This is a genomic window from Paenibacillus sp. OT2-17, from assembly GCF_009827695.1.
Classification (GTDB): Bacteria; Bacillota; Bacilli; order Paenibacillales; family Paenibacillaceae; genus Paenibacillus; species Paenibacillus polymyxa_B.
On sequence record NZ_WUDQ01000007.1, the window covers coordinates 63,520 to 87,064 of the forward strand.

The 23,545-nt window shown below is 47.5% G+C and carries 18 protein-coding genes; 12 read left to right on the forward strand and 6 right to left on the reverse strand.

Going from position 1 to position 23,545, the window contains the following annotated elements; all coding sequences use genetic code 11:
• Positions 1–2 precede the first annotated feature (2 nt).
• The gene (locus tag GRP75_RS03985) at positions 3–791 is read left to right on the forward strand and encodes an SDR family oxidoreductase (RefSeq protein ID WP_075153607.1); all 789 of its coding nucleotides are present in this window, start codon (positions 3–5) and stop codon (positions 789–791) included.
• 307 nt (positions 792–1,098) lie between these two features.
• Here GRP75_RS03985 and GRP75_RS03990 read toward each other — a convergent pair whose 3' ends face one another.
• Entirely contained in the window at positions 1,099–2,190 is a 1,092-nt protein-coding gene (locus tag GRP75_RS03990) for a hypothetical protein (RefSeq protein WP_028541207.1), read from the reverse strand.
• Between the two features lie 272 nt (positions 2,191–2,462).
• Between GRP75_RS03990 and GRP75_RS03995 the strand changes: the two genes are divergently transcribed.
• Positions 2,463–4,160, forward strand: a complete 1,698-nt coding sequence (locus tag GRP75_RS03995) for a glycoside hydrolase family 13 protein (protein WP_071559418.1) — start codon at positions 2,463–2,465, stop codon at positions 4,158–4,160.
• Between the two features lie 71 nt (positions 4,161–4,231).
• Here the strand turns inward: GRP75_RS03995 and GRP75_RS04000 are convergent, their stop codons facing one another.
• Both GRP75_RS04000 and pdaA read right to left on the reverse strand, forming a co-directional pair.
• Positions 4,232–4,999: an HAD-IIB family hydrolase gene (locus GRP75_RS04000; protein ID WP_160788652.1), complete on the reverse strand. Its 768-nt coding sequence runs from the start codon at positions 4,997–4,999 to the stop codon at positions 4,232–4,234.
• A gap of 161 nt (positions 5,000–5,160) precedes the next feature.
• Positions 5,161–5,958, reverse strand: a complete 798-nt coding sequence (pdaA, locus tag GRP75_RS04005) for a delta-lactam-biosynthetic de-N-acetylase (protein WP_028541204.1) — start codon at positions 5,956–5,958, stop codon at positions 5,161–5,163.
• 262 nt (positions 5,959–6,220) lie between these two features.
• Between pdaA and GRP75_RS04010 the strand changes: the two genes are divergently transcribed.
• Positions 6,221–7,243 (forward strand): methionine ABC transporter ATP-binding protein, encoded by a 1,023-nt coding sequence (locus GRP75_RS04010; RefSeq protein WP_023986715.1) that lies wholly within the window; start codon positions 6,221–6,223, stop codon positions 7,241–7,243.
• Positions 7,240–7,905, forward strand: coding sequence for a methionine ABC transporter permease (locus GRP75_RS04015; protein WP_023986716.1), 666 nt, complete (start codon positions 7,240–7,242; stop codon positions 7,903–7,905). The genes GRP75_RS04010 and GRP75_RS04015 overlap by 4 nt, the downstream gene beginning before the upstream one ends.
• Here the strand turns inward: GRP75_RS04015 and GRP75_RS04020 are convergent.
• Both GRP75_RS04020 and GRP75_RS04025 read right to left on the reverse strand, forming a co-directional pair.
• Positions 7,902–8,276 (reverse strand): MerR family transcriptional regulator, encoded by a 375-nt coding sequence (locus GRP75_RS04020; protein ID WP_023986717.1) that lies wholly within the window; start codon positions 8,274–8,276, stop codon positions 7,902–7,904. The genes GRP75_RS04015 and GRP75_RS04020 overlap by 4 nt on opposite strands.
• A gap of 99 nt (positions 8,277–8,375) precedes the next feature.
• The gene (locus tag GRP75_RS04025) at positions 8,376–9,356 is read right to left on the reverse strand and encodes an aldo/keto reductase (protein ID WP_068941055.1); all 981 of its coding nucleotides are present in this window, start codon (positions 9,354–9,356) and stop codon (positions 8,376–8,378) included.
• A gap of 275 nt (positions 9,357–9,631) precedes the next feature.
• Here GRP75_RS04025 and GRP75_RS04030 point away from each other — a divergent pair, with 275 nt between their 5' ends.
• From GRP75_RS04030 to GRP75_RS29110, 4 genes are all read left to right on the forward strand, one after another.
• Complete coding sequence (locus GRP75_RS04030) at positions 9,632–13,048, forward strand: S-layer homology domain-containing protein (RefSeq protein ID WP_160788653.1); 3,417 nt, start codon at positions 9,632–9,634, stop codon at positions 13,046–13,048.
• Positions 13,049–13,210: 162 nt separating this feature from the next.
• Complete coding sequence (locus tag GRP75_RS04035; RefSeq protein ID WP_160788654.1) at positions 13,211–16,354, forward strand: ATP-binding protein; 3,144 nt, start codon at positions 13,211–13,213, stop codon at positions 16,352–16,354.
• A gap of 156 nt (positions 16,355–16,510) precedes the next feature.
• Positions 16,511–17,662: a response regulator gene (locus GRP75_RS04040; RefSeq protein WP_023986721.1), complete on the forward strand. Its 1,152-nt coding sequence runs from the start codon at positions 16,511–16,513 to the stop codon at positions 17,660–17,662.
• A 241-nt stretch (positions 17,663–17,903) separates the two neighbouring features.
• Entirely contained in the window at positions 17,904–18,056 is a 153-nt protein-coding gene (locus GRP75_RS29110; protein ID WP_172828288.1) for a hypothetical protein, read from the forward strand.
• A gap of 163 nt (positions 18,057–18,219) precedes the next feature.
• On the opposite strand, the gene GRP75_RS04045 is transcribed toward GRP75_RS29110, so the two are convergent.
• Positions 18,220–19,989 (reverse strand): alpha-glycosidase, encoded by a 1,770-nt coding sequence (locus GRP75_RS04045; RefSeq protein ID WP_160788655.1) that lies wholly within the window; start codon positions 19,987–19,989, stop codon positions 18,220–18,222.
• A gap of 151 nt (positions 19,990–20,140) precedes the next feature.
• Between GRP75_RS04045 and GRP75_RS04050 the strand changes: the two genes are divergently transcribed.
• From GRP75_RS04050 to GRP75_RS04065, 4 genes are all read left to right on the forward strand, one after another.
• Positions 20,141–20,815: a response regulator transcription factor gene (locus GRP75_RS04050; protein WP_023986723.1), complete on the forward strand. Its 675-nt coding sequence runs from the start codon at positions 20,141–20,143 to the stop codon at positions 20,813–20,815.
• A complete protein-coding gene (locus tag GRP75_RS04055) occupies positions 20,815–22,245 on the forward strand; it encodes a sensor histidine kinase (RefSeq protein WP_160788656.1) in 1,431 nt (476 codons plus the stop codon). The genes GRP75_RS04050 and GRP75_RS04055 overlap by 1 nt, the downstream gene beginning before the upstream one ends.
• Before the next feature lie 59 nt (positions 22,246–22,304).
• Complete coding sequence (locus GRP75_RS04060) at positions 22,305–23,222, forward strand: ABC transporter ATP-binding protein (protein WP_023986725.1); 918 nt, start codon at positions 22,305–22,307, stop codon at positions 23,220–23,222.
• Positions 23,219–23,545, forward strand: a 327-nt coding sequence (locus tag GRP75_RS04065; RefSeq protein ID WP_160788657.1) for an ABC transporter permease, incomplete at its 3' end; no start/stop codon positions are given. The genes GRP75_RS04060 and GRP75_RS04065, both read left to right, overlap by 4 nt.

Here is a 23,545-nt window from a genome sequence, read left to right on the forward strand (position 1 = left end):
ACATGATATTGGATGAATTGAGATTATCCTGGAAAGCGAAGGAAAGCCTGGCCGGGAAAGTAGCTTTGGTAACAGGCGCAAGCAGCGGCATTGGGGCATCGATTGCCAAAAAACTGGCAAAGAGAGGCGCGTATGTAGCTGTATTGGCACGCCGTCAGGAACGATTGGATGAATTGGTTCGCGACTTGAACCAAGAGGAGTTGTACGAGGTCATGGCAATACCTGCCGATATCCAAAAAGCTGAAGACGTACAGCAGGCGGTCCACGCCATTCTTGAACGCTGGGGGCGGCTTGACATTATCGTTGCCAATGCCGGCTTCGGGTATCGAAGCCCACTGGCAGAAGTGGAACTGGAAAGGTGGGAGGAGCTTTACAAGACGAATGTGCACGGTCTTGTTCTGACACTGAAGTACGGACTTCAGCCAATGAGGGAACAGGCCAAGGGGGATGTTGTCATTGTCTCCTCTATTGCAGCGAAGGAAGTGGTTGCCGGAGGAGGATTATACAGTGCTACCAAGTACGGCGTTAGTGCCATAGCCTCTGCATTGCGTTTGGAGACCAGTACGCAAGGAATTCGTGTAACTGCAATTCATCCCGGGGCGGTGGCGACGGAATTTTCGCAGGTGGCCGGATATCCCGAGCAGGAAATTCGGGCGTTTGCTTCGAGCGTTTTGCCGCTGCATCCCGATGATGTTGCAGAAGCTGCCCTTTATGCACTAGAGCAGCCGGAGCATGTCAATATTCCAGAGTTGACCATTATGCCTTCGAGGCAGGTCCAGCGGTTCAAATAGAGCAATATTTATTCTGACACAAGCCGGATAACCGGGTATGGTCATCGCCGATGACGGGTATGGCGGCGAAGAGGACTACGTGTCTTCGTTTGACCATAACCTGCTCAAATGGGTGAGCATGAACCAAAAAGCGCGAGCTACAGGGGGGAATAACCCTTGCACTCGCGCTTTTTTATACTAATGACGAAGCGTGACTGTCCAATAAAATTTAAAACCAGCTTTGGGACAGCTCCATTTACTATAGAGCAGACCATATTCTGTGAAAATTTTGGCTCCACGTTCGCTCATTCAGTCATCGTGAGCACAGCTATAGTGTAATGACGTATAGTCCCAAGGGTGTGGTTGCGCTCCCTGCAACCATGAAGCTGAGATCATAGCTAGATCTGCCGGGAGGGACGCTGATATCAGCCAATCGGCATACCTTGGTATTATCTCGTAGCAGAGGGATACCATATACACGATCATCCACACGCACAGACCCGGCGAACGCGCCCCCACGTGGATTGGCATAGATTCGTACGATACGTACCTCGTCACTGTCATTAACGATGGGAATCGTCGCGTTGTATATGGTTCCGAATTGTCCGCGATTATCTAGCGCAGGCCCCAGCTCGCTGCGTGCCCCGGTAAACAGCAGATCGGCAGGAGTCTCGCCGTTCAGCTTTTTGGTGGCACACGCCCGGTAGTTGGCGCTTTGCCCCACCACGTACTCTGGCATCCGCGCATTCGTTTCGGAAAAGGACCACACCCCTCGTGGATGCGCCTGTGGTGGAGGTACGGGAGGAAGCGCATCCATATGAATCTGGCGCAGATCCGTCTGCGTATCCTTGCTGATCACGGTGCGAATCACATAATCCAGCGTACCGTGGCCTTCAGCAAATTCTACTGTGAGGTCATAGATGAATCCGGCCAGTGATCCTTCGGGCAGCTCAAATTCCTCCAGCAGGGCGGTGCCTTTGCCGAATTTATGACGGTCTGCTGGCTTCAGACGTTCCATCGTACCCGCCAAACAGCTTTTGGCAATAGACTGCCCGACATCTATAATCCAGTTGCCATCCTCAGGCACAATCTTAAGGGCACGTTCAATATGACGTACTTCTAGTTTAGCAGCGCTTCTGTTCTCTACGGTGATGCCCAGTTTAACAGCGCTGCCGATTTTGTTATAATGCCAGCCGAAAATGCGATGCTTGACCGTCCGCGTTGTGGTGCGAACCACATCATGCCACAGGGTGGCTTGCTCGGTAGGTACCGTCACATGGGTAAGCGTCTCCGGGTTATCGCTAAGCATCAGGCGGCGTGTTCCCCCCTCAGTGGCTGACTCCACGTCCACATGGATATTGGGCGGGATCACAGCAGTTTCCACAATTAGATCCTTTGGCTCCTTGGGTCGATGGTTCATGTAAATTCCTCCTTTTATTCAAAAGTGGCACCGCTTTGAGTACATATATATGGGTAGTTCATAAATATAGGTAACGCCAGGTCCACTTTTACAACCTGTTTTGCAAAATATTTTTTTAAAATAAATCTCCGTAGGTTATAGCGGCTCTGCTAATGCGTCGAAGCAAGCTTACAAGACTCTTGTTCCCCTACACCAACGATTCGCAGACAGGTATTGCGTGTATGTTAAGAGCATAAGCTATTGGATGTACAGAGAAGCTACAGGAGGGAAACATGCCTAGAAAAATATGGTGGAAGGAAGCCGTTGTATATCAGATTTACCCGATCAGTTTTCAGGATTCTGACGGAGACGGTAAAGGAGACTTGCGAGGCATTTTGTCCAGGCTGGATTATTTGTGTGAGCTGGGTATTGATGTAATCTGGATTTGTCCGGTATATAAATCGCCTAATCACGATAACGGATATGATATTAGCGATTATTATGCCATTATGGATGAGTTTGGAACAATGGAGGATTTTGACGAACTGCTTCACCAGGCGCATGAACGAGGCATCAAAATCATGATGGATTTGGTATTAAACCATACATCGGATGAGCATCCGTGGTTTACGGAGTCACGCTCGTCCAAGGATAATCCGAAGCGGGACTACTACATATGGCGAACAGGCAAAAATGGCGGATATCCGAACAACTGGGAATCGTATTTTTCCGGTTCAGTGTGGAAATATGACAAGCTTACAGACGAATATTACATGCATCTATATTCCGAGCATCAGCCAGATCTGAACTGGGAAAATGAAGAGATGGTGAGCGAACTCTACCGCATGGTGGAATGGTGGCTGAAAAAGGGAGTCGATGGCTTCCGTTTTGACGCCATTGCCCATATTGTCAAAGCGGAGGGACTGCCGGATGCCGATAATCCTGACAAACGAACCTTGGTACGTGCCTATCAGCTCTTTTCCAATCTGGAACAGGTACATGTGCTTCTACGGATGCTGAATGAAAAATTACTGGAGCGTTATCCCTTAATGACAGTTGGCGAAACGTCTGGTTTAGGACCGGAACAGGCGCTTGATTATGTGGGGGACCAGCGGCATGAGCTGAATATGGTTTTCCAGTTTGAACACATGTTTATTGATGCACAAGGGCTAGGGACGGAAAAATGGAAACCCAAGCCGTGGACACTGGTGGAGCTGAAAAAAATAATGAGCAGCTGGCAGACAGTGCTTCATGAGGAAGGATGGAATGCCAATTATCTGAACAATCATGATCAGCCGCGGGCCCTCTCGCGATTTGCTAATGATGGACAATATCGCGTAGAGTCAGCCAAAATGCTGGCAACCTTCACACATATGTTAGAGGGTACGCCTTATATTTATCAAGGTGAGGAAATTGGCATGACGAATATCGCATTCCCGTCAATTGATGATTACCGGGATGTGGAAACATTGAATTATTATGAGCAGCAACGGAAGATCGGTGAGTCTGAGGAACAGATTATGGCGGAGATCTGGCGGAAAAGTCGGGATAATGCGCGTACTCCCATGCAATGGAATGCTGGCCCTTCAGCCGGATTTACCGATGGAGAGCCTTGGATGAAGATTAATGATAACTACACGCACATTAATGCAGAGGCAGAAAGAAATAATCCGGACTCGATTTTCCACTATTATCGCAAGTTGATTGCTCTGCGCAAACAACATGAGGTCATAGTCTATGGCGAATACAAGCTGCTGTTGCCGCTAGATACGGAGCTGTATGTATTCACTCGTTTGCTGGGAGAAGAGCGTTTGCTGGTCATTTTGAATTTCTTTGATCGTGATCCGGTGTACCACTGGCCCGAGGAGGACTTTCCTGTTGCTAAAGCGGAGTTGCTGCTGTCCAACTACGAGCCGGTACAAGGGGAACAACTGCATGCCTTGAAGCTGCGCCCCTATGAAGCCCGAGTGTATAAGCTAAGCGTGCAATAGGCGTTGCTATCTGTAGAATGGTAAAAGGAAGGGAAGGTTCATAGAGAGACCTTCCCTTTCTTGGCGTTTGGCTAAATGGTAACTGTTTCAGCCAACTCACGTATTTTGGCGATAATCAGGTCTTCTTGATTTTCCCCCTCATTAGGGATCGATTCAGTCGCGAAGGCAGCCAGTTCAGCATGTTGATGAATCATGACAGCATGGTGTGCCTCCCTGAACATCGGTATATCATTCGCATCATTGCCGAAGGCGATAAATTGACGGGGCTGCACACCAAGCTTCTGAAGTGCGTTCCATTTATGGATATTTTGCGGGCTGATGTCCAGCACTTGTTCATTACGGTGTTGATGGATGACCACGCCGAGCGGCGAAAGCTTGGCGGCCAGCTCATCCATATCGTCAGCAGTTAAAATGAGCATTTTTACGATGGATTTCAGGGAAGCCAAAGGCAGCTTTTGCGCCAACTTGCTGATATCCACATTGTTGAGTATAGGATGATCAGCTGCTCCCGTATATGCATAATCCCACTCGCTGTCAATCAGGTAGGTGGTTTGGTGTTCCTCCAGTAGTGCGAGCAGGGCATTCTTCACATCTGGTAAAAAGGATTCCACGTGAGTTATACTGCCTTGTTGGGAGATCATAGAGCCGTTGCCACCAATCAGAGCATAGGTGTGAAAGCGTTTAGGAAGTACGGGTAACATGTCGCGAATCGGCCGTGCCGAGGCAAAAATGACTTCATGTCCCGCTCGGGACAATTGTTCCAGACAGCTTGCGATCTTATCCGACACACACTGCCCCTTGAAGCAAATCGTTCCATCCAGATCAAATACAAAATGCATGATGTACCTCCAAAAAATAGTGCTTTCCAATTCATTTCTTACAGTCATTATATCCATTACCTTCCTTGGTCGTAAACTAAAAAGCCCGATTCACACTGGCTACCATGGGCAGGTGTGGATCGGGCTCATTATGATATCGACTCATTAAATTCAATTACTATTTAGTGATAATGTTTCACCTTAAGGTCGTCTAGACTTTTAAACTCATACCCTTGCTTGCGAGCCTCGTCGATGATAGAAGCAAGCGCCTCGGCATTGTCCTTGGATACGGAATGGAGCAGAATGACCGCACCAGGGTGGAGCTGACGCATGACTTGACGATAGGCATAGTCCGTTCCTTGCTGAATATTTGTGTCCCAGTCCTTGTAAGCTACAGACCAGAATACGCTCGTATATCCGGCTTCTCGACAGGAAGCCAATGCTTTTTCACTAAAAATGCCGCGAGGCGGTCGGACATATTTCATTTCTTTTTGCCCGGTTAGCTCTGCCGATGCATTTCGTACCCGATCCAGCTCAGACCGGATCTCTGCCGAAGAAATGGTGCTCATATCAGGATGGCTCCATGAATGGTTTCCGATAATATGACCCTCACTTGCCATGCGTCGCATCAAAGCAGGCTGGTCTTTTACAAAATGCCCTGTCACAAAGAAGGCGGCTGGGACCTTTTTGGCCTTCAATACATCCAGCACTTTCGGAGTATACCCATTCTCATAGCCGTTGTCGAAAGTGAGAAATAATTCTTTTTTAGTCGTATCCCCCAGAAAGATGCCACCTTGTCTTTTGATCAGGTGCATAAAGCCTTCTTGTGCGATAGAAGGCAGCTCCCCTCCCTTACTTTTTTTAAATCCAAAATGATAAGGCTGTCCGTCAACAGTCTGAGTAGCCCATGCGGGTTCCGCCGTAACTGCCAACATCCCCATAACTGCAACGCATAGCCACAAGGTAAATATTCGCTTCATCTATGTTCCTCCGCTTCCGTCCCGTACGGGTAAGGTGTGTATGCTTCGGCATATTCCATACCATCTGCAATACCATGCTGATTTATGCAAGGACATGGACTAACCAGACTCAAAACACATATTGACATGAATATTAAATCGAAGTAGTATACTTTATAAAACTTACTAGAATACTCGGATTTAATTCGATCGTTCATGCCAAAGAAAAGCAATCAGCTCAGAACATTTTACATACTTGTGAGAACGGAAGGAGTTAGGACTCATGATTGAACTTAGGAATGTATCCAAAACCTACGTGAGAAAAGGCCTAAGTATTGAAGCGTTAAAAAATATAAATATCAAAGTGGATAAAGGAGATATCTTCGGGTTTATCGGATTCAGTGGCGCAGGGAAAAGTACGCTGATCCGTTTGGTCAATCGTCTCGAGAAAGTAACCAGCGGAGAGGTTCTTGTTGAGGGGGAGCAGTTAAATACCTACTCGACCTCTGGGCTTCGGAAGGTAAGGAAGAAGATCGGAATGATTTTTCAGCATTTTAATCTGCTGGAATCGAAAACAGTGTTCGACAACATTGCAATTCCGTTGGTGCTGCTTAAGCGCAACAAACGGGAAATAGAGGGGCGTGTAAAAGAGCTTTTGGCGTTCATAGGATTGTCCGACAAGGCGAATAGCTATCCCAACGAGCTTTCCGGCGGACAAAAGCAGCGTGTAGGGATTGCACGGGCGCTTGCGAGCAACCCGTCCATTTTGCTCTGTGATGAGGCAACCTCGGCACTTGATCCGCAGACCACACAGTCAATTCTCGACTTGCTTCGCAAAATCAATAAGGAATACAAGATCACCATTTTGATCATCACCCATGAGATGTCGGTGATTCAGCGAATTTGCAATAAGGTAGCCGTAATGGAAAAGGGGGAAATCATCGAGCAGGGCAATGTCCTGGAGGTATTCGGGCAGCCGCAGCACCCAACGACACAGAGCTTTGTACGCACGGTCATTCACGATACGGTACCCGAGAGTGTGCTGCAAACGTTCGAACAGCAAGAATCGCAGCGAATATACAAGCTGGAATTTATAGGGCAGGTTGCTTCTGATCCGGTGGTTCATGAATTGATTCGGCAGCATGATATCCACGTGAACATTTTGTTTGCCAACATGACGGAGATTCAAGAAACGACAATTGGCTATATGACGATCCAACTGCGCGGCGGACAGCATGCCGTTCAGCAGGCTGTTGATTTTCTCAAGAGCAAAGGAGTCCATATTCAGGAGGTAGAGAGTCTATGATGATTACAGGAACTACGATCACCTGGGATCAACTGTGGGAAGCTTTGTATGAATCCGTGCTTATGGTCAGCATATCATTATTCATTGGTGCCCTGATCGGTATCCCTATCGGTATTTTACTCGTCATCACCCGTCCGGGCGGAATTCTCGAGAACAAATGGCTGCACAATATTTTGAATCCAATCATAAACATTGTTCGCTCCTTACCCTTTATTATCTTGCTGATTGCAATCATTCCGTTAACCCGTCTGATTGTGAATACATCCATTGGGACCAGTGCGGCAATTGTCCCCTTGATTGTATATATTGCGCCATATATCGGCAGGCTGGTCGAAAACTCGCTGTTGGAGGTGAATCCGGGGATACTGGAGGCAGCAGATGCGATGGGGGCGACTCCATTCCAGGTCATTCGATACTTTTTGCTTCCTGAGGCATTCAGTTCTCTGATTTTGTCGTTAACGACAGCATCCATTGGTCTGATTGGTGCTACTGCTATGGCTGGTGCGGTCGGTGGAGGCGGAATTGGCGATCTGGCGATCGCGTATGGCTATCAACGTTTTGATACGCTGGTTATGCTGATTACCGTCATCATTCTAGTCTTGTTTGTTCAAGGTGTTCAGTCCTTGGGGAACCTGCTCTCCCGCAAAGCACGTAGGGGTTAAATTAGATGTTTTTCTTTTTTACCTATTGTCTGTTCATAGCTTGTAATTTTATAATCCATGCGTTCCAATACGTTGTTCATATCTGCCATTTTTGCAATGAGCTGCTTACGCTGCTCCATTAGGAGTTCTTTTCTAGCATTTATCGTTTCATCACCCTGCTGGAACAACCTAACGTACTCAATCAAAATTTCAATGGGAAGCCCTACGCCTCGCATGCATTTGATATATTCAACCCATCTGCAGTCTTCTTCCGTGTAATCCCTGATTCCACTTTTATTACGGTTCACACGCGGAATAAGTCCGATGCGTTCATAATAGCGGAGTGTATCCTGAGATAGTTCGAATTTTTTGCTTACTTCTGCGATCAACATGCAGACTTCACCTCCTGATTTCTGATCAAGAAACGCCCTATGTAAATGGATAGGGCGTTCTTGTTGTTTCTTATTTCGAAACTTTCATTTCATCCATATTTACTGAGCGCCAACTACCGGATGAGGAACATATGGCTCTTCCAGCAATGCAATTTCTTCAGGTGTTAACGTAATCGAAAGAGCAGCTACTGCATCTTCGAGATGAGACGTTTTCGTAGCACCGATAATGGGAGCTGTTACCGGTTCTTTCTGTAGCAACCAGGCAAGTGCGATTTGAACGCGAGGAACTCCACGTTTTTCTGCGATGGCCGCAACCTGCTCCACGATCAATCGATCGGTATCGGCAGTCGCATCGTATTTAGATTTCGCAACCTGATCGGTTTCGGAACGATGTGTTGTTTCCTGCACATCACGCGTCAATCTTCCACCTGCAAGCGGGCTGTATGGAATCACACCGATTTTTTCTTCTTTACAAAGCGGCAGCATCTCTCTTTCCTCTTCACGATATAAGAGATTTAAATGATTCTGCATTGATACAAATTGGGTCCATCCATTCTTTTCAGCAACATGTAACGCCTTCAGAAACTGCCATGCGTACATGGCAGAAGCACCAATATATCTTGCCTTCCCGGCCTTCACAACATCATGTAAAGCTTCCATCGTCTCTTCAATAGGGGTATTGTAATCCCAGCGATGGATTTGGTACAGATCCACATAATCTGTCCCCAGTCGCTTAAGGCTCTTATCTATTTCACTCATGATAGCCTTTCGGGAAAGTCCCGCACCATTCGGGCCTTGATGCATACGGAAATGAACCTTTGTCGCGAGGACAATTTCATCTCGATTCGCATAATCCTTTAAAGCCCGTCCAACAATTTCTTCGCTAGTTCCATCTGAATATACATTCGCGGTATCAAAAAAATTAATACCTAGCTCCAGGGCATTTTTTATAATTGGACGACTGCGCTCTTCATCTAGTATCCATGGGTGAATCCACCGTTCTGCAACCCCAAAGCCCATACACCCAAGACAAAGCCGGGATACATCCAAACCGGTATTTCCAAGTTTCACATAGTCCATTTAATTATACCTCGCTTTCCTAGATATTGTTTTCTTCAAATGTAGTCTACTCCAGCTACTTACACCGGATATTATTACATTTGGAGTTCACTCCAAGTCAAGCGATTTTGTTGCGTGATGCCATCATATAGGTCTTATTGTTCAGAATTGGTTCAGTGGAACTTCGTATAATTCTCTTAGCATAGTTCCTTGGTTGCATGATCCGTAGAACTAAACATGACTAAAGACTTTGATAAAGCAGGATATATGCCAATAAATAGCGTCTAGGAGTGGAAATGTTGAAACTTGTAAAACGAAATAAATGGATTGCATCTGCGATGGTATTAGGTATTGCTTCAGGCTCAATCGTATCTCTGCCTTGGATGGGCGGCGCTCAGACTGCTTATGCAGCAACAGCAGATACGCAAAGCGAAACTGGATTTGTAGCACAAGCTCGCACCTTGGGTTTGATGACAGGCGGTAAGCAGGGCGATTTTATGGCGCAAAAGAATTTGACCCGCGCAGAGGCGGCTAAAATTTTGTGCAGTCTGTTCCAGTTGGAAGTTAACAATCAGCCGCAAACTTCTTTTATGGATGTATCGTCCGATGCATGGGACGCTCCCTATATTGAGGCTGTACGTGCAGCCGGGTATATGACAGGCAACGGGGAACTGTTCCGTCCGGGGGATGCCATTACCAAGGAAGAACTGATCGTATCGCTAGTACGTGCAATGGACTTACAGGATGCCAGCACAGCGAATGCACAGCAAAATGCAGTTCAGGTTGCCCGCTCTTACGGTCTGTTATCAGAGGATGCTTCTGCAACGGATTTGAAAAATCCATTGAACCGGGAGAGTGGTGCAGAAGTATTCGTCAGCCTGCTGGATCATCCGGTAGGAGAAGTGAAATCAGAGGGCAATACCGTTCGCATCGGAAATATCCCTTACCAGTTGGAAGGGTCTTTGCAAGGTTTGTTCGGTGAAAATAACAAAGCTGTATTAAAAGGGGCGAAATTCGACCTTAACCGTAACTTGCGTACACTGACAGGTGTGAATAAGCTGGAAATTAACGCAGACGGTGGCGTTTTTGACGGCAAGGGTGTGTCTTTTGAGGGGCGCCTGATCGTTAATGGCTCGGTAACCTTGAAGAACATGTCCTCCACAGGGGTATTGGAAATCAAAGGTACAGGGAATCAGCCTGTATCGGCCATTTTAGAAAATACGGCATGGTCCGGTGTGGAGCTGGGCTCTAAGGATGCCAAGCTGACAGCAACCGGGACAACGAAGATTGACAACCTGACGCTGAAAGATGATGCATCGATCGTGACCGAAGGAAATGCCGCGATTAGCCGCGTTTCTTTGCAACAGGGACTGGGCAAGCTGTTGGTTAGCGGTAGTATTGGTTTGCTGGATGCATCACAATATGTGGGCGTTCCTTTTATTACGCTGGCTAAGGGAGCTGCAATCAACCAGCTTAACCTGCCGGAACAAAAACAGCCGCAGGATGTTATCATTAACTATGATGCGATGAAAGAAGCTGTTAGTCTCGTAAATGGTACGAAGAACTCATCCTCTGCTGGATCGGTTGTCACGGACACAGATAGCAAAGATAAGAAAAAACACGATAGTGACATTATCAGCGTAGACCGCAGTCAGCTGGAGACAGAAGTCCATGCAGCCAAAGAACTACTGGAGCGTGCAGGTGAGGGTGGAACAGATCAGGCGCTTTACACGGCCGCAGCGAAGGAAAGCCTGTCCATAGCAATCAATCAAGCTATGCTGGTACTGAACAATACAGCAGCTACACAGGCAGAGGTAGATCAAGCGCTCAGCACATTGAAGCACGATGTTTCTGTGTACACAGCCTCAGCCACAGAACCAGTGATTGGGACACAGGAATTAACTAGACTGATTCAGGTAGCTTCGACTACCCTTGAACAAAACCGAATGATTGGCGACGAATTCCCGCCTCTTTGGGATGAATCACTAAGTCAAGCTATTCAATTTGGCAACAATGTGCTGGAAGGGAATGCTCCTCAAAATATTGTGGATCGGGAAGTAGTAAGCTTGCGTCGAGTAATTGAAGTCTACAATGCATCAGTAAAACTCAGAGATACCTATCTGCATTTTCTCGATGTAACGGATCGTGTGGAGAATATGAAAACTGACAAAGCGCGTTACAAGTCCTTAGTGAGGGAAGGATTAAGTGTATATGTGAACCCATTAGCTACAACTGAGCAGTTGGACGAATGGACACGAAAAATAAAAGATACAACAGAAGCATTTCTGGCATTGCAAGCAGCAGACTTTTCAGTGCTTAAAAATACTTTACAAGAAGCGCAGGTTATCTACGATCAGAGTGGCTCTCAAAATGTTGAACTGGGCAACCTCATTCAGGAATATACAGAGAAGATGCACACCGCTATGACGCAGCAGGACGTATTGACCTTGAACATGGAGCTGAGTCAAAGACTTGCGGAATTCACTGCTCCAGTGCCTGCTACAATTCGGGAAAAACTGCAGCAGCTGGTTCAAGATATTCATCTAAAACTACTGTCTAACCCTGTAGCTCGTAATTACTTGAATACGGAAATGCTGTCTTTAGAGCAACAAACAGCACAAGCCAACTTTGCACTCATTATGCCGTTTACTCCTGAGGAGCAATTGGTGATCTCTTATAATCAATTAAGTCAGGCTAAAGGGACCTATATTGAAAAATATAACGAGAAAAGACTACAATTGAGAGCCGAAATCATTGAAATGCAGGCATCGATCAATGGAATTTTGGTGCAAAATTCAGGCGCATTAAGCGCTGAAGCCCAGCAAGCCTTGTCTTCTGCATCAGAGCATGCCTCCATTTTCTTAGGTCTGCCTAGATTTGAATTGCAAGACGTGGTTCCTGTATACGAGGAGTTGCAACAGGTACAGAGCCAGTATGCTGTACCAATAGCAGTGGATACTACGTTGTTAAGTTTCAACATAAATTTAGCTAATAATGAAGTTCAGACGTTCGGCCGTCATTATACCGAACAAGATAACGAGGAACTTCAAGGGCAAATTAATCAGGCAAGCCTTGTGCTTAATACTCCGGATAGCACACAGCTGCAGGTAGACCAGGCTAACACGGATTTGATTACAGCGTTTGCGAACTACCAATCCAAATGGATAGTAACTGATTATGATATCAATGAGCTCAAGACCATTGCGAACAATCTGCTCACAGCAAATGGTACAGATCCTACGACGGTCTACTTTCACAGAGTAGTGGATGCATTCAATCGTCTGGACCAGTATTATCCTATGCCGGAAATTAAGAAAAATTATATGAATCTGGAAGATGCGATTCAGGAGTATAAAGATTTTGTAGCCAGCCAGCAACAAAACAGCGGAACAGGAAGCGGCGACAGTAGTGGTGGAGAAACGCCGCCAAGCGATAGCAGCGGAACAGGAAGCGGCGACAGTAGTGGTGGAGAAACGCCGCCAAGCGATAGCGGCGGAACTGGAAGCAGTGACAGCAACGGTCGAGAAACACCACCAAGCGATAGCAGCGGAACTGGAAGCAGTGACAGCAACGGTCGAGAAACACCACCAAGCGACAGCAGCGGAACAGGAAGCGGCGACAGCAGTGGTGGAGCAACGCCACCAAGCGATAACAGCGGAGACGATTCAGGCTCGATTCCTGGCGGTGGTAATGATGAAGGTATGATTCCTTAATAAGGGAAATACAGGAAGTAGAAGGATGTATAGAAGGGGACGATTCCGCACAGATTTTTGTCTGCGGCGGGCGTCCCTTTTTGCATGGGCAGGGCTTCTAATACAGCTGGTTAGAATAACCGATACTAAAAGATAGACGATATTGAAAAGAGCGGGGGATTTATGAAAAAACAGGGTGTTTTATTTTTTATTATACTTCTGCTTGCGGTTGCGTTGCCGGTGTATCCGTTAGTGTCGGGTGTTTTATCCGGGAACAGTCATTGGAAAGCTCACAACGGTGTTATTGATTTGCGTAATTGGCACCCCGAAAAGGAAGGCCCTATACAGCTGGGAGGGGAGTGGGAATTTTACCCCAATCAGCTTGTGCAACCTTCAGCCTTTCATGAATTACAAGATAAGGATTGGGTAAATCATCAGAGTTCTTCAGAGTTGGGGATGGAAACGGGATATTCTACCAAGATTGTGGATGTGCCTGGTAGATGGAATCAGTGGATGCCTGAGGGACAGGCGACCGGATATGGAACCTATCATATTCGTATCCTGTTGCCTGAAAAAGCGGAAAATCTGTACGGCATCTATATGCAAAACATTCGGAGTTCCAGCCGAGTATGGATTGACGGAGCAGAGGTAGGAGCTAGTGGTATTCCCTCTGTTTCTGCCGACAAAGGCAAGCAGGGCAATGCTCCTTATGTTGGATTTGCAGCGGTAGATGGACAATCGGTAGATATTACCGTACATGTGGCTAATTATAGTTATTCCTCCGGTGGGATCATTTACCCATTGTTATTTGGGGATTACGAGAGTATTACGCATAGCCGGGAAGTTGCAATGGCAGAGGACACTGTACTGATAGCGGGTTTTTTTATGCCTACCGTATTTTTTATCATGCTGTATCTTTTACGTAAAAAGGAGAAGGCATTGCTTTACTTAGGATGCTTTTGCATCGCGGCTTTATTTTACATTCTGACACATGGAGAAAAGCTGCTGGTCTGGGGAATACCGGACTTACCTTATGAATGGATACTGAAAATACAGTCGTTCTCTTCAACGCTGTTCTACTATTTTTTGATCCGGTATGTTCATCTTTCGACGCAGATTGTTATGAATCGGATCGTGCTGCGCCTCTATAATATTACAACCGCACTGATGCTAGGTATGGGGCTAATGTTGCCTACACTGATACTCTCATCCTTTGAAGCGTTTATTCTTCTTTTTGGCGTAGTTAGTGTGGGATATGTATTACTGATCTTGATTCGTGGACTTCTTCAACGGACGGATGACGCTGCACTGCTAGTCATTAGTATTATGAGCATACTTATGATTGTAGTGACTAGTTTTGTGTATATTTTGGGCTGGGGAGATGTGCGCGGGGTGACAGCCTATGAAATGCTCATATTCGTATTGGCTCAAACGCTTCTGCTGGCCAAACGTTTTGTACATTCGTTTATGGAGGTTGAGAACCTGTCACGACGGTTGCTAACACTGGATGGGTTAAAGGACGAATTCCTGGCGAACACGTCACATGAGTTGCGCACTCCTCTACATGGAATTATTAATATCGCTCAATCCATGCTAGACCGTTACGGGGCACAATTCAATGAGCCGCAAAAGCACAACTTGTCCTTGATTGCGAATGTAGGACGCAGACTTTCTTATTTAATTAACGATATTCTGGATTTTTCTAATTTGAAAAATGGCAGATTAGCCTTAAATCGTCGGCCTGTTAATGTACAGGCAGCTGTAAATTCCGTGCTGGAGGTATTGGGTCATACGGTGGGTAAGAAAAAGCTGCAATTCGTCAAAGAATGGCCCAATTCGTTACCCAAGGTGGATGCGGATGAGGATCGGCTGATTCAGATTTTGTACAATTTGTTGGGTAATGCGGTGAAATTTACGGAGGAAGGCGAAATCGTAATCTCTGCCAAAGCGGGGAACCGCGAAATGGAAATCAGTGTGAAGGATACCGGGTCCGGTATTGCCCAGGAGCATCTTTCGCATATATTTGAACCTTTTAACCGAGGGGCGAATGCTGAGGATGAAGGATACAGTGGAACAGGGCTTGGATTAGGCATAGTCCGTCGTCTAGTGGAGCTGCATGGTGGTCATATCCGGGTAGAATCTAGATTGGGCAAGGGTTCGACCTTTTATTTTACACTACCCTTGGCGCAGACCGGAACGTTGGCACATGAAGCTCAAAAAGATGTTTCGTCTGCGGTTATATTGCAGCCTGGCGTGACGTCGGGTCAGAATGTGATTCCGCATGAAGAGGATGCACTGGAGCAAGTTCAGACTGTTCCCTACAAAGTGCTGGCTGTAGATGATGATGAGGTTAATCTTCGGGTGCTGGAGGAGCTATTATATACCACAGGTTGTAGCGTGGTGGCAGTGGATCATGCCGAGGAGGCACTTCACATGCTGAATGGCCGTACCCGGTTTGACCTAGTCATTACGGATTGGATGATGCCGGAAATGTCCGGTATTGAGCTGTGCCGACGGATACGGGAACGGTATTCCCTGTCCGAGCTACCAGTGTTGCTGCTGACGGCACGCGACCTGCCCGGCGATATCCGCGCGGGTTTTATGGCGGGAGCTAATGATTTTCTACGTAAGCCTGTTGATGCTGAGGAATTAAAGGCGCGTGTGCGCACGCTGTTGAACATGCGTCATTCGGCGGAGGAAGCGGTGCGTTCGGAAATGGCCTTTTTACAGGCACAAATTAAGCCGCATTTTCTGTACAATGCATTGAATGTTATTGTATCGACCGTAGCCGTAGACCCGGATAAAGCAGCGGAGCTGCTCATGGAGCTGAGTCAGTATTTGCGGGGCAGTTTTGATTTTCAGAACAGGGAGAATACGGTACCGTTATCCAAGGAGCTGGAATTGGTAGAATCGTATGTGGCACTGGAAAAAGCACGATTTGAAGAACGTTTGCAGGTGACCGTAGAGGTAGGAAGGAACATCCGGTCGCTTATCCCGCCATTAAGCATTCAGCCTATCGTGGAAAATGCGATACGACATGGTGTGATGCAACGGGCAACAGGTGGAACCGTGCGAGTGGTTGTGCAGGAGGATGGAACCGATTTTGTAGTCAGCGTGACCGATGACGGCGTAGGGATTCCGTCCGAGCGACTGGAACAGCTGTTGTCGGAGGATCATGTATCTTCCAGCGTGGGACTGCGGAATATCCATCGCCGTCTTATCCATATGTATGGAGAGGGATTGCGGATTGAAAGTAATTCAATGCAAGGGACGACGGTAAGCTTCCGTGTGCCGGAAACGATCTCGCCCCGGAATACCGATGAATAAAAAAAGTACAGTACATTTGTCGGAAAAGCTAATGTCGCGTCCACGATGATACGATATATAAAATATAAGGAATTAAAAATTGTAAGGATAAAGCAGATAGCATGTAAATAGAGCATCATGATGGATGGTTGCAGCAGGAAGGGAGTACAGACACAAATGAAGGCGATTTTGATTGATGATGAGCGGTCGGCATTAACCTACTTGGAACGGTTGCTGGAGGCGGACGGACGGTTAACGGTAATGGGCAAATATACGTCTGCACAAGCAGGGCTGGATCATCTGGCGGTAGAACGTGCGGATATTGTTTTTATAGATATCGGAATGCCAGAGATGAATGGTCTGGAGGCCGCCGAGTGGATTCAACAGCTGGATTCCCATATTCATATCGTCTTTGTGACCGCGTACTCGGAATATGCTATTGAAGCGTTCGAACTGCAAGCACTGGATTACTTGTTAAAGCCCGTTCATGCCCGGCGGCTATCCAAAACGTTAGATCGGATTGCAGCCACGCTGGCTGATCCCCGTTCTTCCAGCTTGGGAGTTGCAGCAGAGCAATCCCCCAAGGTACGTTGTTTTCAAAAGCTTGAAATTTTGGAGGATGGACAGGAAGCCGTAGGAGCGAAACCCTTCAAATGGCGCACATTAAAGTCACAGGAGCTATTTTCCTTTTTACTACACCATGAAGGGGAATGGGTGAGCAAAGAACAATTGCTGGATGCGCTATGGCCTGAATATCATTTGGACAAGGCTGTTGTTCACCTGCACACGTCCATTTACCAAATCCGCAAGGCATTGAAAGAACGGATGCAAGATACGAAGCTGGAATACAATCTGGATCGCTACCGCTTGAACCGCAATGGCTGGATTACAGATGTGGAGCTATTCGAGCGGGGAATATCCGAATGGGCTGCATCCGGTAGCGGCGGTACGCCGCGTATTGAGAGCCTGTTGGCTCTATACCGTGGCAACTATCTGGAGGAGTACGATTACCCGTGGGCGTATGCAAAAAGGGAGAAGCTGCGCAGTATGTATCTGGCATGTGCTTCTGAGCTGGCGAGAGACGAGCTTCGCTCAGGTCGTACCCGGCAGTCTGTTCAGCGCTTACTCAGCCTCCAGCAACGGGAGCCGTACTCAGACGATATCTGCGGTCTGCTGCTGACCGCCTATGCCCAACTGGGCGATTATACCGCTGCTCAAAAGCATTATGAAAGCTTCGTCAGAATACTGGAAGATGAGTTGGGTATTGAGCCGCAGCAGGTGACGCACCAGTTGTACGTGCAATTGAAAACACAGACGCTACCTGCGTAAACTGCTGTACTGGCTCAGGTTGCACTCCAAAACTGCTTCAAGGGTATATCCTCTTGGAGCGTTTTTTTATAAATGGAAATTTCGTTTTTTTGTGTGAATCACCGAGCCTCTTTTCTCTATGATCCGCTATTCGCCGCTACCTGTTTTCTACAGTGGCATATTCATATAGCATATCTCTTCACGGTTGAGTCGTAATTGAGAGGTTTAAGGAACTCACGTATATATTTAAGGAGGTATTGCATTGGGAAGAACGAGACGAACTGGATTTAAGAATAAAAGAATTTCGGTGAACGTCAGACAATCTTCTTCAGCTCAGACAGGACAAGGCGGTAACCCCATTTCGATCAATGCTTCGGATGTTGGGGTAGTAAGAACAGATGTTAAAAATAAATAAATGGCTTGGATAAAAGTTCTTATTCGACGTAAAGAGACCATCAGGAACAAGTAAACATCTTGTTCCCGGTGGTCTCGCTTTTTTTGCCGTTATTCGGCAGGTACCTTCATCAGCATCCGCCTATATAGGCGGATGCCTTGCTTCCCGTCTTGACATCGTCCTCTTAAGCAGGTTTTACTGACCGAGCAGGTGCTGCCTTCAGTACAGCGTATCCGTAGGGTGGAAGCTTGGCGTGCAACCCCTTCGCTCCTTTGGACCACTGGCTTTCGCCAAAAGCTAATTGCCATTCCTGCTCAGGAATGTCCAGTTCAAAAACGTGATCCTCATCGGAACGATTGAGCAGCACGAGCATTACTTCTTCCTCGCTGCGGCGCTCGTAGGCAAGTGAGGTACCCTCTGGCTGTGCCTCCAAAAAGGTGATGCTTCCCTGATCACGGAGGACAGGGTGCCCCTTACGAAGCGCAATCAACTCGCGGTAAAAGTCGAACAGCTCGCGGTCCTGCTTGTCGGTGTCCCACTCCATACACTTGCGGCAGCCTGGATCGGCATCTCCATCCAGGCCGATCTCATCGCCGTAATAGATGCAGGGTGCGCCCATGTACGTGAACTGGAACAGGGCGGCCAGTCGCATCAGCCGCTTGTCATCCCCGCACAGTGTCAGCAGGCGTGGTGTGTCGTGGCTATCCAGCAGATTGAAGGCAACCTCGGATGCTTGCTGCGGATAGCGGGCCAGCTGTCGTCCGATGGCGAAGGCAAAGCTTTGGGCATCGGTCACTTTCTTGACGAAAAAATCATTCACCGCGTAGGTGAACGGATAATTCATCGTTGCATCGAATTGGTCCCCCTGAAGCCATTCAGACGATTCATTCCACATTTCACCCAAAATGTACGCATCCGGATTGGCCTGCTTGACCGTAGTACGGAATTCCCGCCAAAAGGCGTGATCCACCTCGTCTGCCACATCCAACCGCCAACCATCGATGCCGATTTCTTCGATCCAATGTTTTGCTACATCCAGCAGGTACTTTTTCACCTCAGGATGTTCGGTGTTCAGCTTGGGCATCATTGGTTCCAGCCCGAATGTATCGTACGTCGGTGTGCCATCCACCACTTCCAAGGGAAAGCTATGTACATGGAACCAGTCCTTGTAAGGCGAGGCTTCGCCTTTTTCCTGCACGTCAACGAACGGTTTAAACGTACGCCCTGAATGGTTGAATACCGCATCAAGCAGCACACGAATTCCTCGTTCGTGGCAGGCATCGACCAGTTTTTTTAATGTCTTTTTGTCCCCGAAATGCGGGTCCACCTCCATATAATCCTCTGTATCATATTTATGATTGGTCGTTGCCTTGAAGACAGGGGTCATATATATGGCGTTAATCCCTAGCTCGTTCAAGTGATCCAGGTGATCCAGAATCCCCTGTAGATCGCCACCGAAAAAATTGTCTCTTTGTGGCGTTCCGCCCCATGTCTCTGCACCTTCTGGGCTGATGGAGGGGTCACCGTTCGCAAAACGTTCCGGGAAAATCTGATAAAATACAGCATCCTTCACCCATGCAGGTGGCTTCAGAATATCAATCGGGTTCAAAAACGGATATTGGAACAGACTGTCTGCGTTTTGAGGTTCCTGGGTGGTGAAGTCGTCCTCGTTCATCCAAATACGTTCCTCACCGTCTTCTAGCAAAAATCCATATTTCAGCCGACGGTGAGTAGGTTTTACGCTGCATTCATAGTAATCAAATCTGCCATCGGTAGCGAATTTGGACATCGGAACAAGCTGTCGGGTGCGGTCCCAATCGTATTTATCTCCAGTGAGAGCATGAACGGTATTCAGGTCATTTTTCTTCGCACGTAGCCGTAGAAATATCGTTTCATCATTATAACCAAAAGCCCAATTGCGTTTCGGGTGATGGTATATCGCTTCCAGCAGCATCGGGTAGGCCTCCTTTTTTCACGAGCATTCAAATTTGAAAATGTGAAGCGTATGTCGTATAAGGTAGTTATTAACCTTTTTAAGTGGGTCATGTACCATAAATGCTATAATGCCCATTACATAAAAGAAAAACGATAAGTAGGTGCCCATGATGAAAACAAATGTGTTATACATCGAAGATGACCAGGATATTGGTGCTTGGACGCATCAGTATTTGGAAGAGCGGAATTACGCTGTAGTATGGCTTCGCAGCGGGGAGGGGGCTGTGGAAGCAGCCCGTACGTGCCAACTCGTGATTTTGGATGTGATGTTACCCGGTCTGGACGGATTCACCATGGGGAAGCGGCTCAAGAAAGAGTACCCGGAGCTTCCCATTCTCATGTTGTCTGCCCGTACATCCATTGACGATAAGCTGCAAGGACTGGATTTCGCCGACGATTATGTAACCAAGCCCTTTCACCCGGACGAGCTCATAGCACGTATGGAGATTTTGCTGCGCCGATCGGGAACCGTGCCGGAAGAATCCTTACAACTGGGGCATCTCTCTGTCTTCTCTCCTGATAACCGTATTGTGAACCGTGATACCGGGGAGGAAATTACACTGACAGGTAAGCAATATCACATCTTTGCTTATTTGCTGCGGCATTTGGGCCAAATTATGACAAAAGAGCAAATGTATGAAGCGGTGTGGGGAGATCCATATATCGACGGAGACAAAACTTTAATGGTCCACATCCGACACCTTCGCGAAAAGCTGGAGATTGATCCTGCGACACCCCGCATCATTGAGACGATCCGTGGTGTAGGATATCGGGTGAAAGCATAATGAGCAGGACGCGCAAGGATTGGAGGAGGCTACACCCCAGCTCTAGGTCGGGTCAGGGAGGTCGGTTTCGCAGTTCACTGTTGTTCCGTTATCTGGTCATTATTGTGGTTGCTATGATGCTGTTGCCCATTGTGTTGCCTGCTACAGCCTTGATATATAGCGTGTTATTGAATTGGGGGACGGAGCTCAAGCCTAAAAACACTTACTATCCCTCTACTACCCATACCGAAAATAGCTGGCATCGCGAAGCTGTAGCTTTGAAGGGAGCCACACCAGAGCAAATCTCAGCCCATCTGCGCAAAATACAACAAGATATGTTCCCTAACTCACAAATATTTTGGGTGGATGCCGCAGGTAAAACAAGGTTGGAGCTACCGACACAACCTAACATGCCAAAACAATGGAACGCTGCGCAGGCTATAGCTTTTATGAAGCAAGCAAGCTATGAGGGGCCGTTTACGGTAGTAGCCTTTATTGGCGGGGGCAAGAATGATGTGAATCAGGGCTATATGGTATTAAAAGTACCTCGCTCGTTCTTTGAACAGCCACCTACAGATAGTAGCATGTTCATGTACTATCTCTTTTTTATCGTATTGATTCTGGGCGCTTTTATATTCGTATCTCTTCTGTTTTTTGGAGGCATTCGGCGTAGACTGTTGCAGCTTCAGGCCGCCATGTCGCAGCGAGGAGAGGATGGCTTGCCTATTCTTGTTGCCACTGGACGCCCGGATGAAATTGGCAAGCTGGAAGAAGCATTTAATCAGATGGTCGAGCAGTTGGCCGAGAGTCGGGGACGTGAGCGTCAGGAGGAAGAGCTGCGGAAGAGGCTGGTCGCGGATCTGTCACACGATATTCGGACACCGCTTACGGTCGTGCGTAGCCATCTGTATACACTAGATGGTGAAAATCTGAGCAGCAGAGGGAAACAGTCGATTACACTGATGGAAAACAAGCTAAAAGACCTTGGGAGTCTGATCGATAATCTGCTCACCTATAATCTGCTAGCTAGTGGAAAATACACTATGAATAACACACCGCGTGATATCCTGCGGCTAGTGCGGGAGTGTGTAGCCAGCTGGTATCCGGTGTGGGAAAAGGAGGGCTTTGAAGTGGATATCGACCTGCCCGAACATAGCATGGTGTGGAATGTCGATGAGCAAGGCTTCCGTCGTCTGCTGGACAATCTCTTTCAAAATGTAGTTCGCCATGCTGCCTCAGGCCGATATATCGGTGTTCAAGTACAGAAAGATAATGGGACAGAGGCATTGGTTATCACAGATAAAGGGCCCGGTATGGAGCAACAGTCCAGTGAAAAAGGGGCAGGGATTGGTTTGGCGATTACAGAACTGCTGGCTCGCGAAATGAATTTGGAGAGGGAGATTTTCAGTTCATCAGCCGGGACAAGAATTCGTTTTTTAAACAAAACTTAAACTCAGAGTTCCCTTGGCTTTAAACTTGGCACGTTACGATAGGTGTCGAGGTGAGGAACTTGAACGAATACATTATTGAAACGAACAGTCTCAGCAAAATATACAAAGGCCGCGCGGCGGTTAATCAGCTGGACCTGAAAATAGCTCGAGGAGATATTTACGGATTTCTGGGTCCCAATGGAGCGGGGAAAACGACAACGATCCGCATGCTGCTTGGACTTATTCGCCCAACTCGAGGAACGATCCGTATATTCGGCAAAGATATTCGCAGACATAAGCTCGATATCTTGCGTAAAGTCGGCTCGTTGGTGGAGTATCCTTCGTATTATGGTCATTTGAACGCAATTGAAAATCTGGAGGCCATTCGCCGTATTTTGAATGTACCCAAGCAAAACATTGCCGAAGTGTTGGAGGTCGTCCGACTGACCAAGCATGCCAAACGTCCAGTCAAAGGCTACTCCCTGGGTATGAAGCAGAGACTTGGCATTGCAGCAGCCCTGCTTGGGAATCCCGAAGTGCTCATTTTGGATGAGCCTACGAATGGTTTGGACCCGGAGGGTATTCAGGAAATGCGCACATTGATTCAGGCGATGCCCAAGCAACGGGGGATCACCGTGCTGGTATCCAGCCATCTGTTGAGCGAGGTAGAGCATATGGCGAATACTGTGGGTATTATCCGTGAAGGAGAGTTGGTCTTTCAAAATACGATTCATAATCTCCGTCAGGAATCTGCGGGAGGAATTCGGATCGTAGTGTCGGAACCGGAAGCAGCCCAGTTGATTGCGCGTGAGCAGGGCTACCATTCAGTGAAGGACGGATCGGCGCTGGATTTCGAGAACATGAATGATGCGGCTGTTGCGCTGCTGGTCAGAAGATTGGTCGAAAATACGCATGCCGTATACCGTGTGGAGGAACGCCGCAAATCGCTGGAGGATATGTTCATGCAAGTGGTGGGCAAAGGAGGAACTTCCTTATGATGCTGCGGGCGCTCACGGCGGATCTGCTCAAAGCACGCAGAAAGGGAATCTGGTTCCTGGTGTTTCTCGGTCCCCTTGGGCTGGTGGCGATGCAGGCGCTGAACTTTGGACTCCGCTATGACTATCTGATTCCGCGATACAAGGGCCATTTGTGGGAATCCTTGATGGATAACATCGCTATGTTTGTCCCCCTTGCGCTGGTGTTAGGAGCCACCATGGTCGCTTCCATGTTGGCGAATGTGGAGCATATGTCTAATTCCTGGAAGCAGCTACTGGCCTTGCCTATATCCAAATTCAGCGTCTATATGGCCAAGCTGACGCTG

What these genes read in the sequence shown, in the direction of transcription:
- GRP75_RS03985 (WP_075153607.1), top strand. Translation starts at nt 3, where the DNA reads ATGATATTGGATGAATTGAGATTATCCTGGAAAGCGAAGGAAAGCCTG.
- GRP75_RS03990 (WP_028541207.1), bottom strand. Translation starts at nt 2,190, where the DNA reads ATGAACCATCGACCCAAGGAGCCAAAGGATCTAATTGTGGAAACTGCT.
- GRP75_RS03995 (WP_071559418.1), top strand. Translation starts at nt 2,463, where the DNA reads ATGCCTAGAAAAATATGGTGGAAGGAAGCCGTTGTATATCAGATTTAC.
- GRP75_RS04000 (WP_160788652.1), bottom strand. Translation starts at nt 4,999, where the DNA reads ATGCATTTTGTATTTGATCTGGATGGAACGATTTGCTTCAAGGGGCAG.
- pdaA (WP_028541204.1), bottom strand. Translation starts at nt 5,958, where the DNA reads ATGAAGCGAATATTTACCTTGTGGCTATGCGTTGCAGTTATGGGGATG.
- GRP75_RS04010 (WP_023986715.1), top strand. Translation starts at nt 6,221, where the DNA reads ATGATTGAACTTAGGAATGTATCCAAAACCTACGTGAGAAAAGGCCTA.
- GRP75_RS04015 (WP_023986716.1), top strand. Translation starts at nt 7,240, where the DNA reads ATGATGATTACAGGAACTACGATCACCTGGGATCAACTGTGGGAAGCT.
- GRP75_RS04020 (WP_023986717.1), bottom strand. Translation starts at nt 8,276, where the DNA reads ATGTTGATCGCAGAAGTAAGCAAAAAATTCGAACTATCTCAGGATACA.
- GRP75_RS04025 (WP_068941055.1), bottom strand. Translation starts at nt 9,356, where the DNA reads ATGGACTATGTGAAACTTGGAAATACCGGTTTGGATGTATCCCGGCTT.
- GRP75_RS04030 (WP_160788653.1), top strand. Translation starts at nt 9,632, where the DNA reads ATGTTGAAACTTGTAAAACGAAATAAATGGATTGCATCTGCGATGGTA.
- GRP75_RS04035 (WP_160788654.1), top strand. Translation starts at nt 13,211, where the DNA reads ATGAAAAAACAGGGTGTTTTATTTTTTATTATACTTCTGCTTGCGGTT.
- GRP75_RS04040 (WP_023986721.1), top strand. Translation starts at nt 16,511, where the DNA reads ATGAAGGCGATTTTGATTGATGATGAGCGGTCGGCATTAACCTACTTG.
- GRP75_RS04045 (WP_160788655.1), bottom strand. Translation starts at nt 19,989, where the DNA reads ATGCTGCTGGAAGCGATATACCATCACCCGAAACGCAATTGGGCTTTT.
- GRP75_RS04050 (WP_023986723.1), top strand. Translation starts at nt 20,141, where the DNA reads ATGAAAACAAATGTGTTATACATCGAAGATGACCAGGATATTGGTGCT.
- GRP75_RS04055 (WP_160788656.1), top strand. Translation starts at nt 20,815, where the DNA reads ATGAGCAGGACGCGCAAGGATTGGAGGAGGCTACACCCCAGCTCTAGG.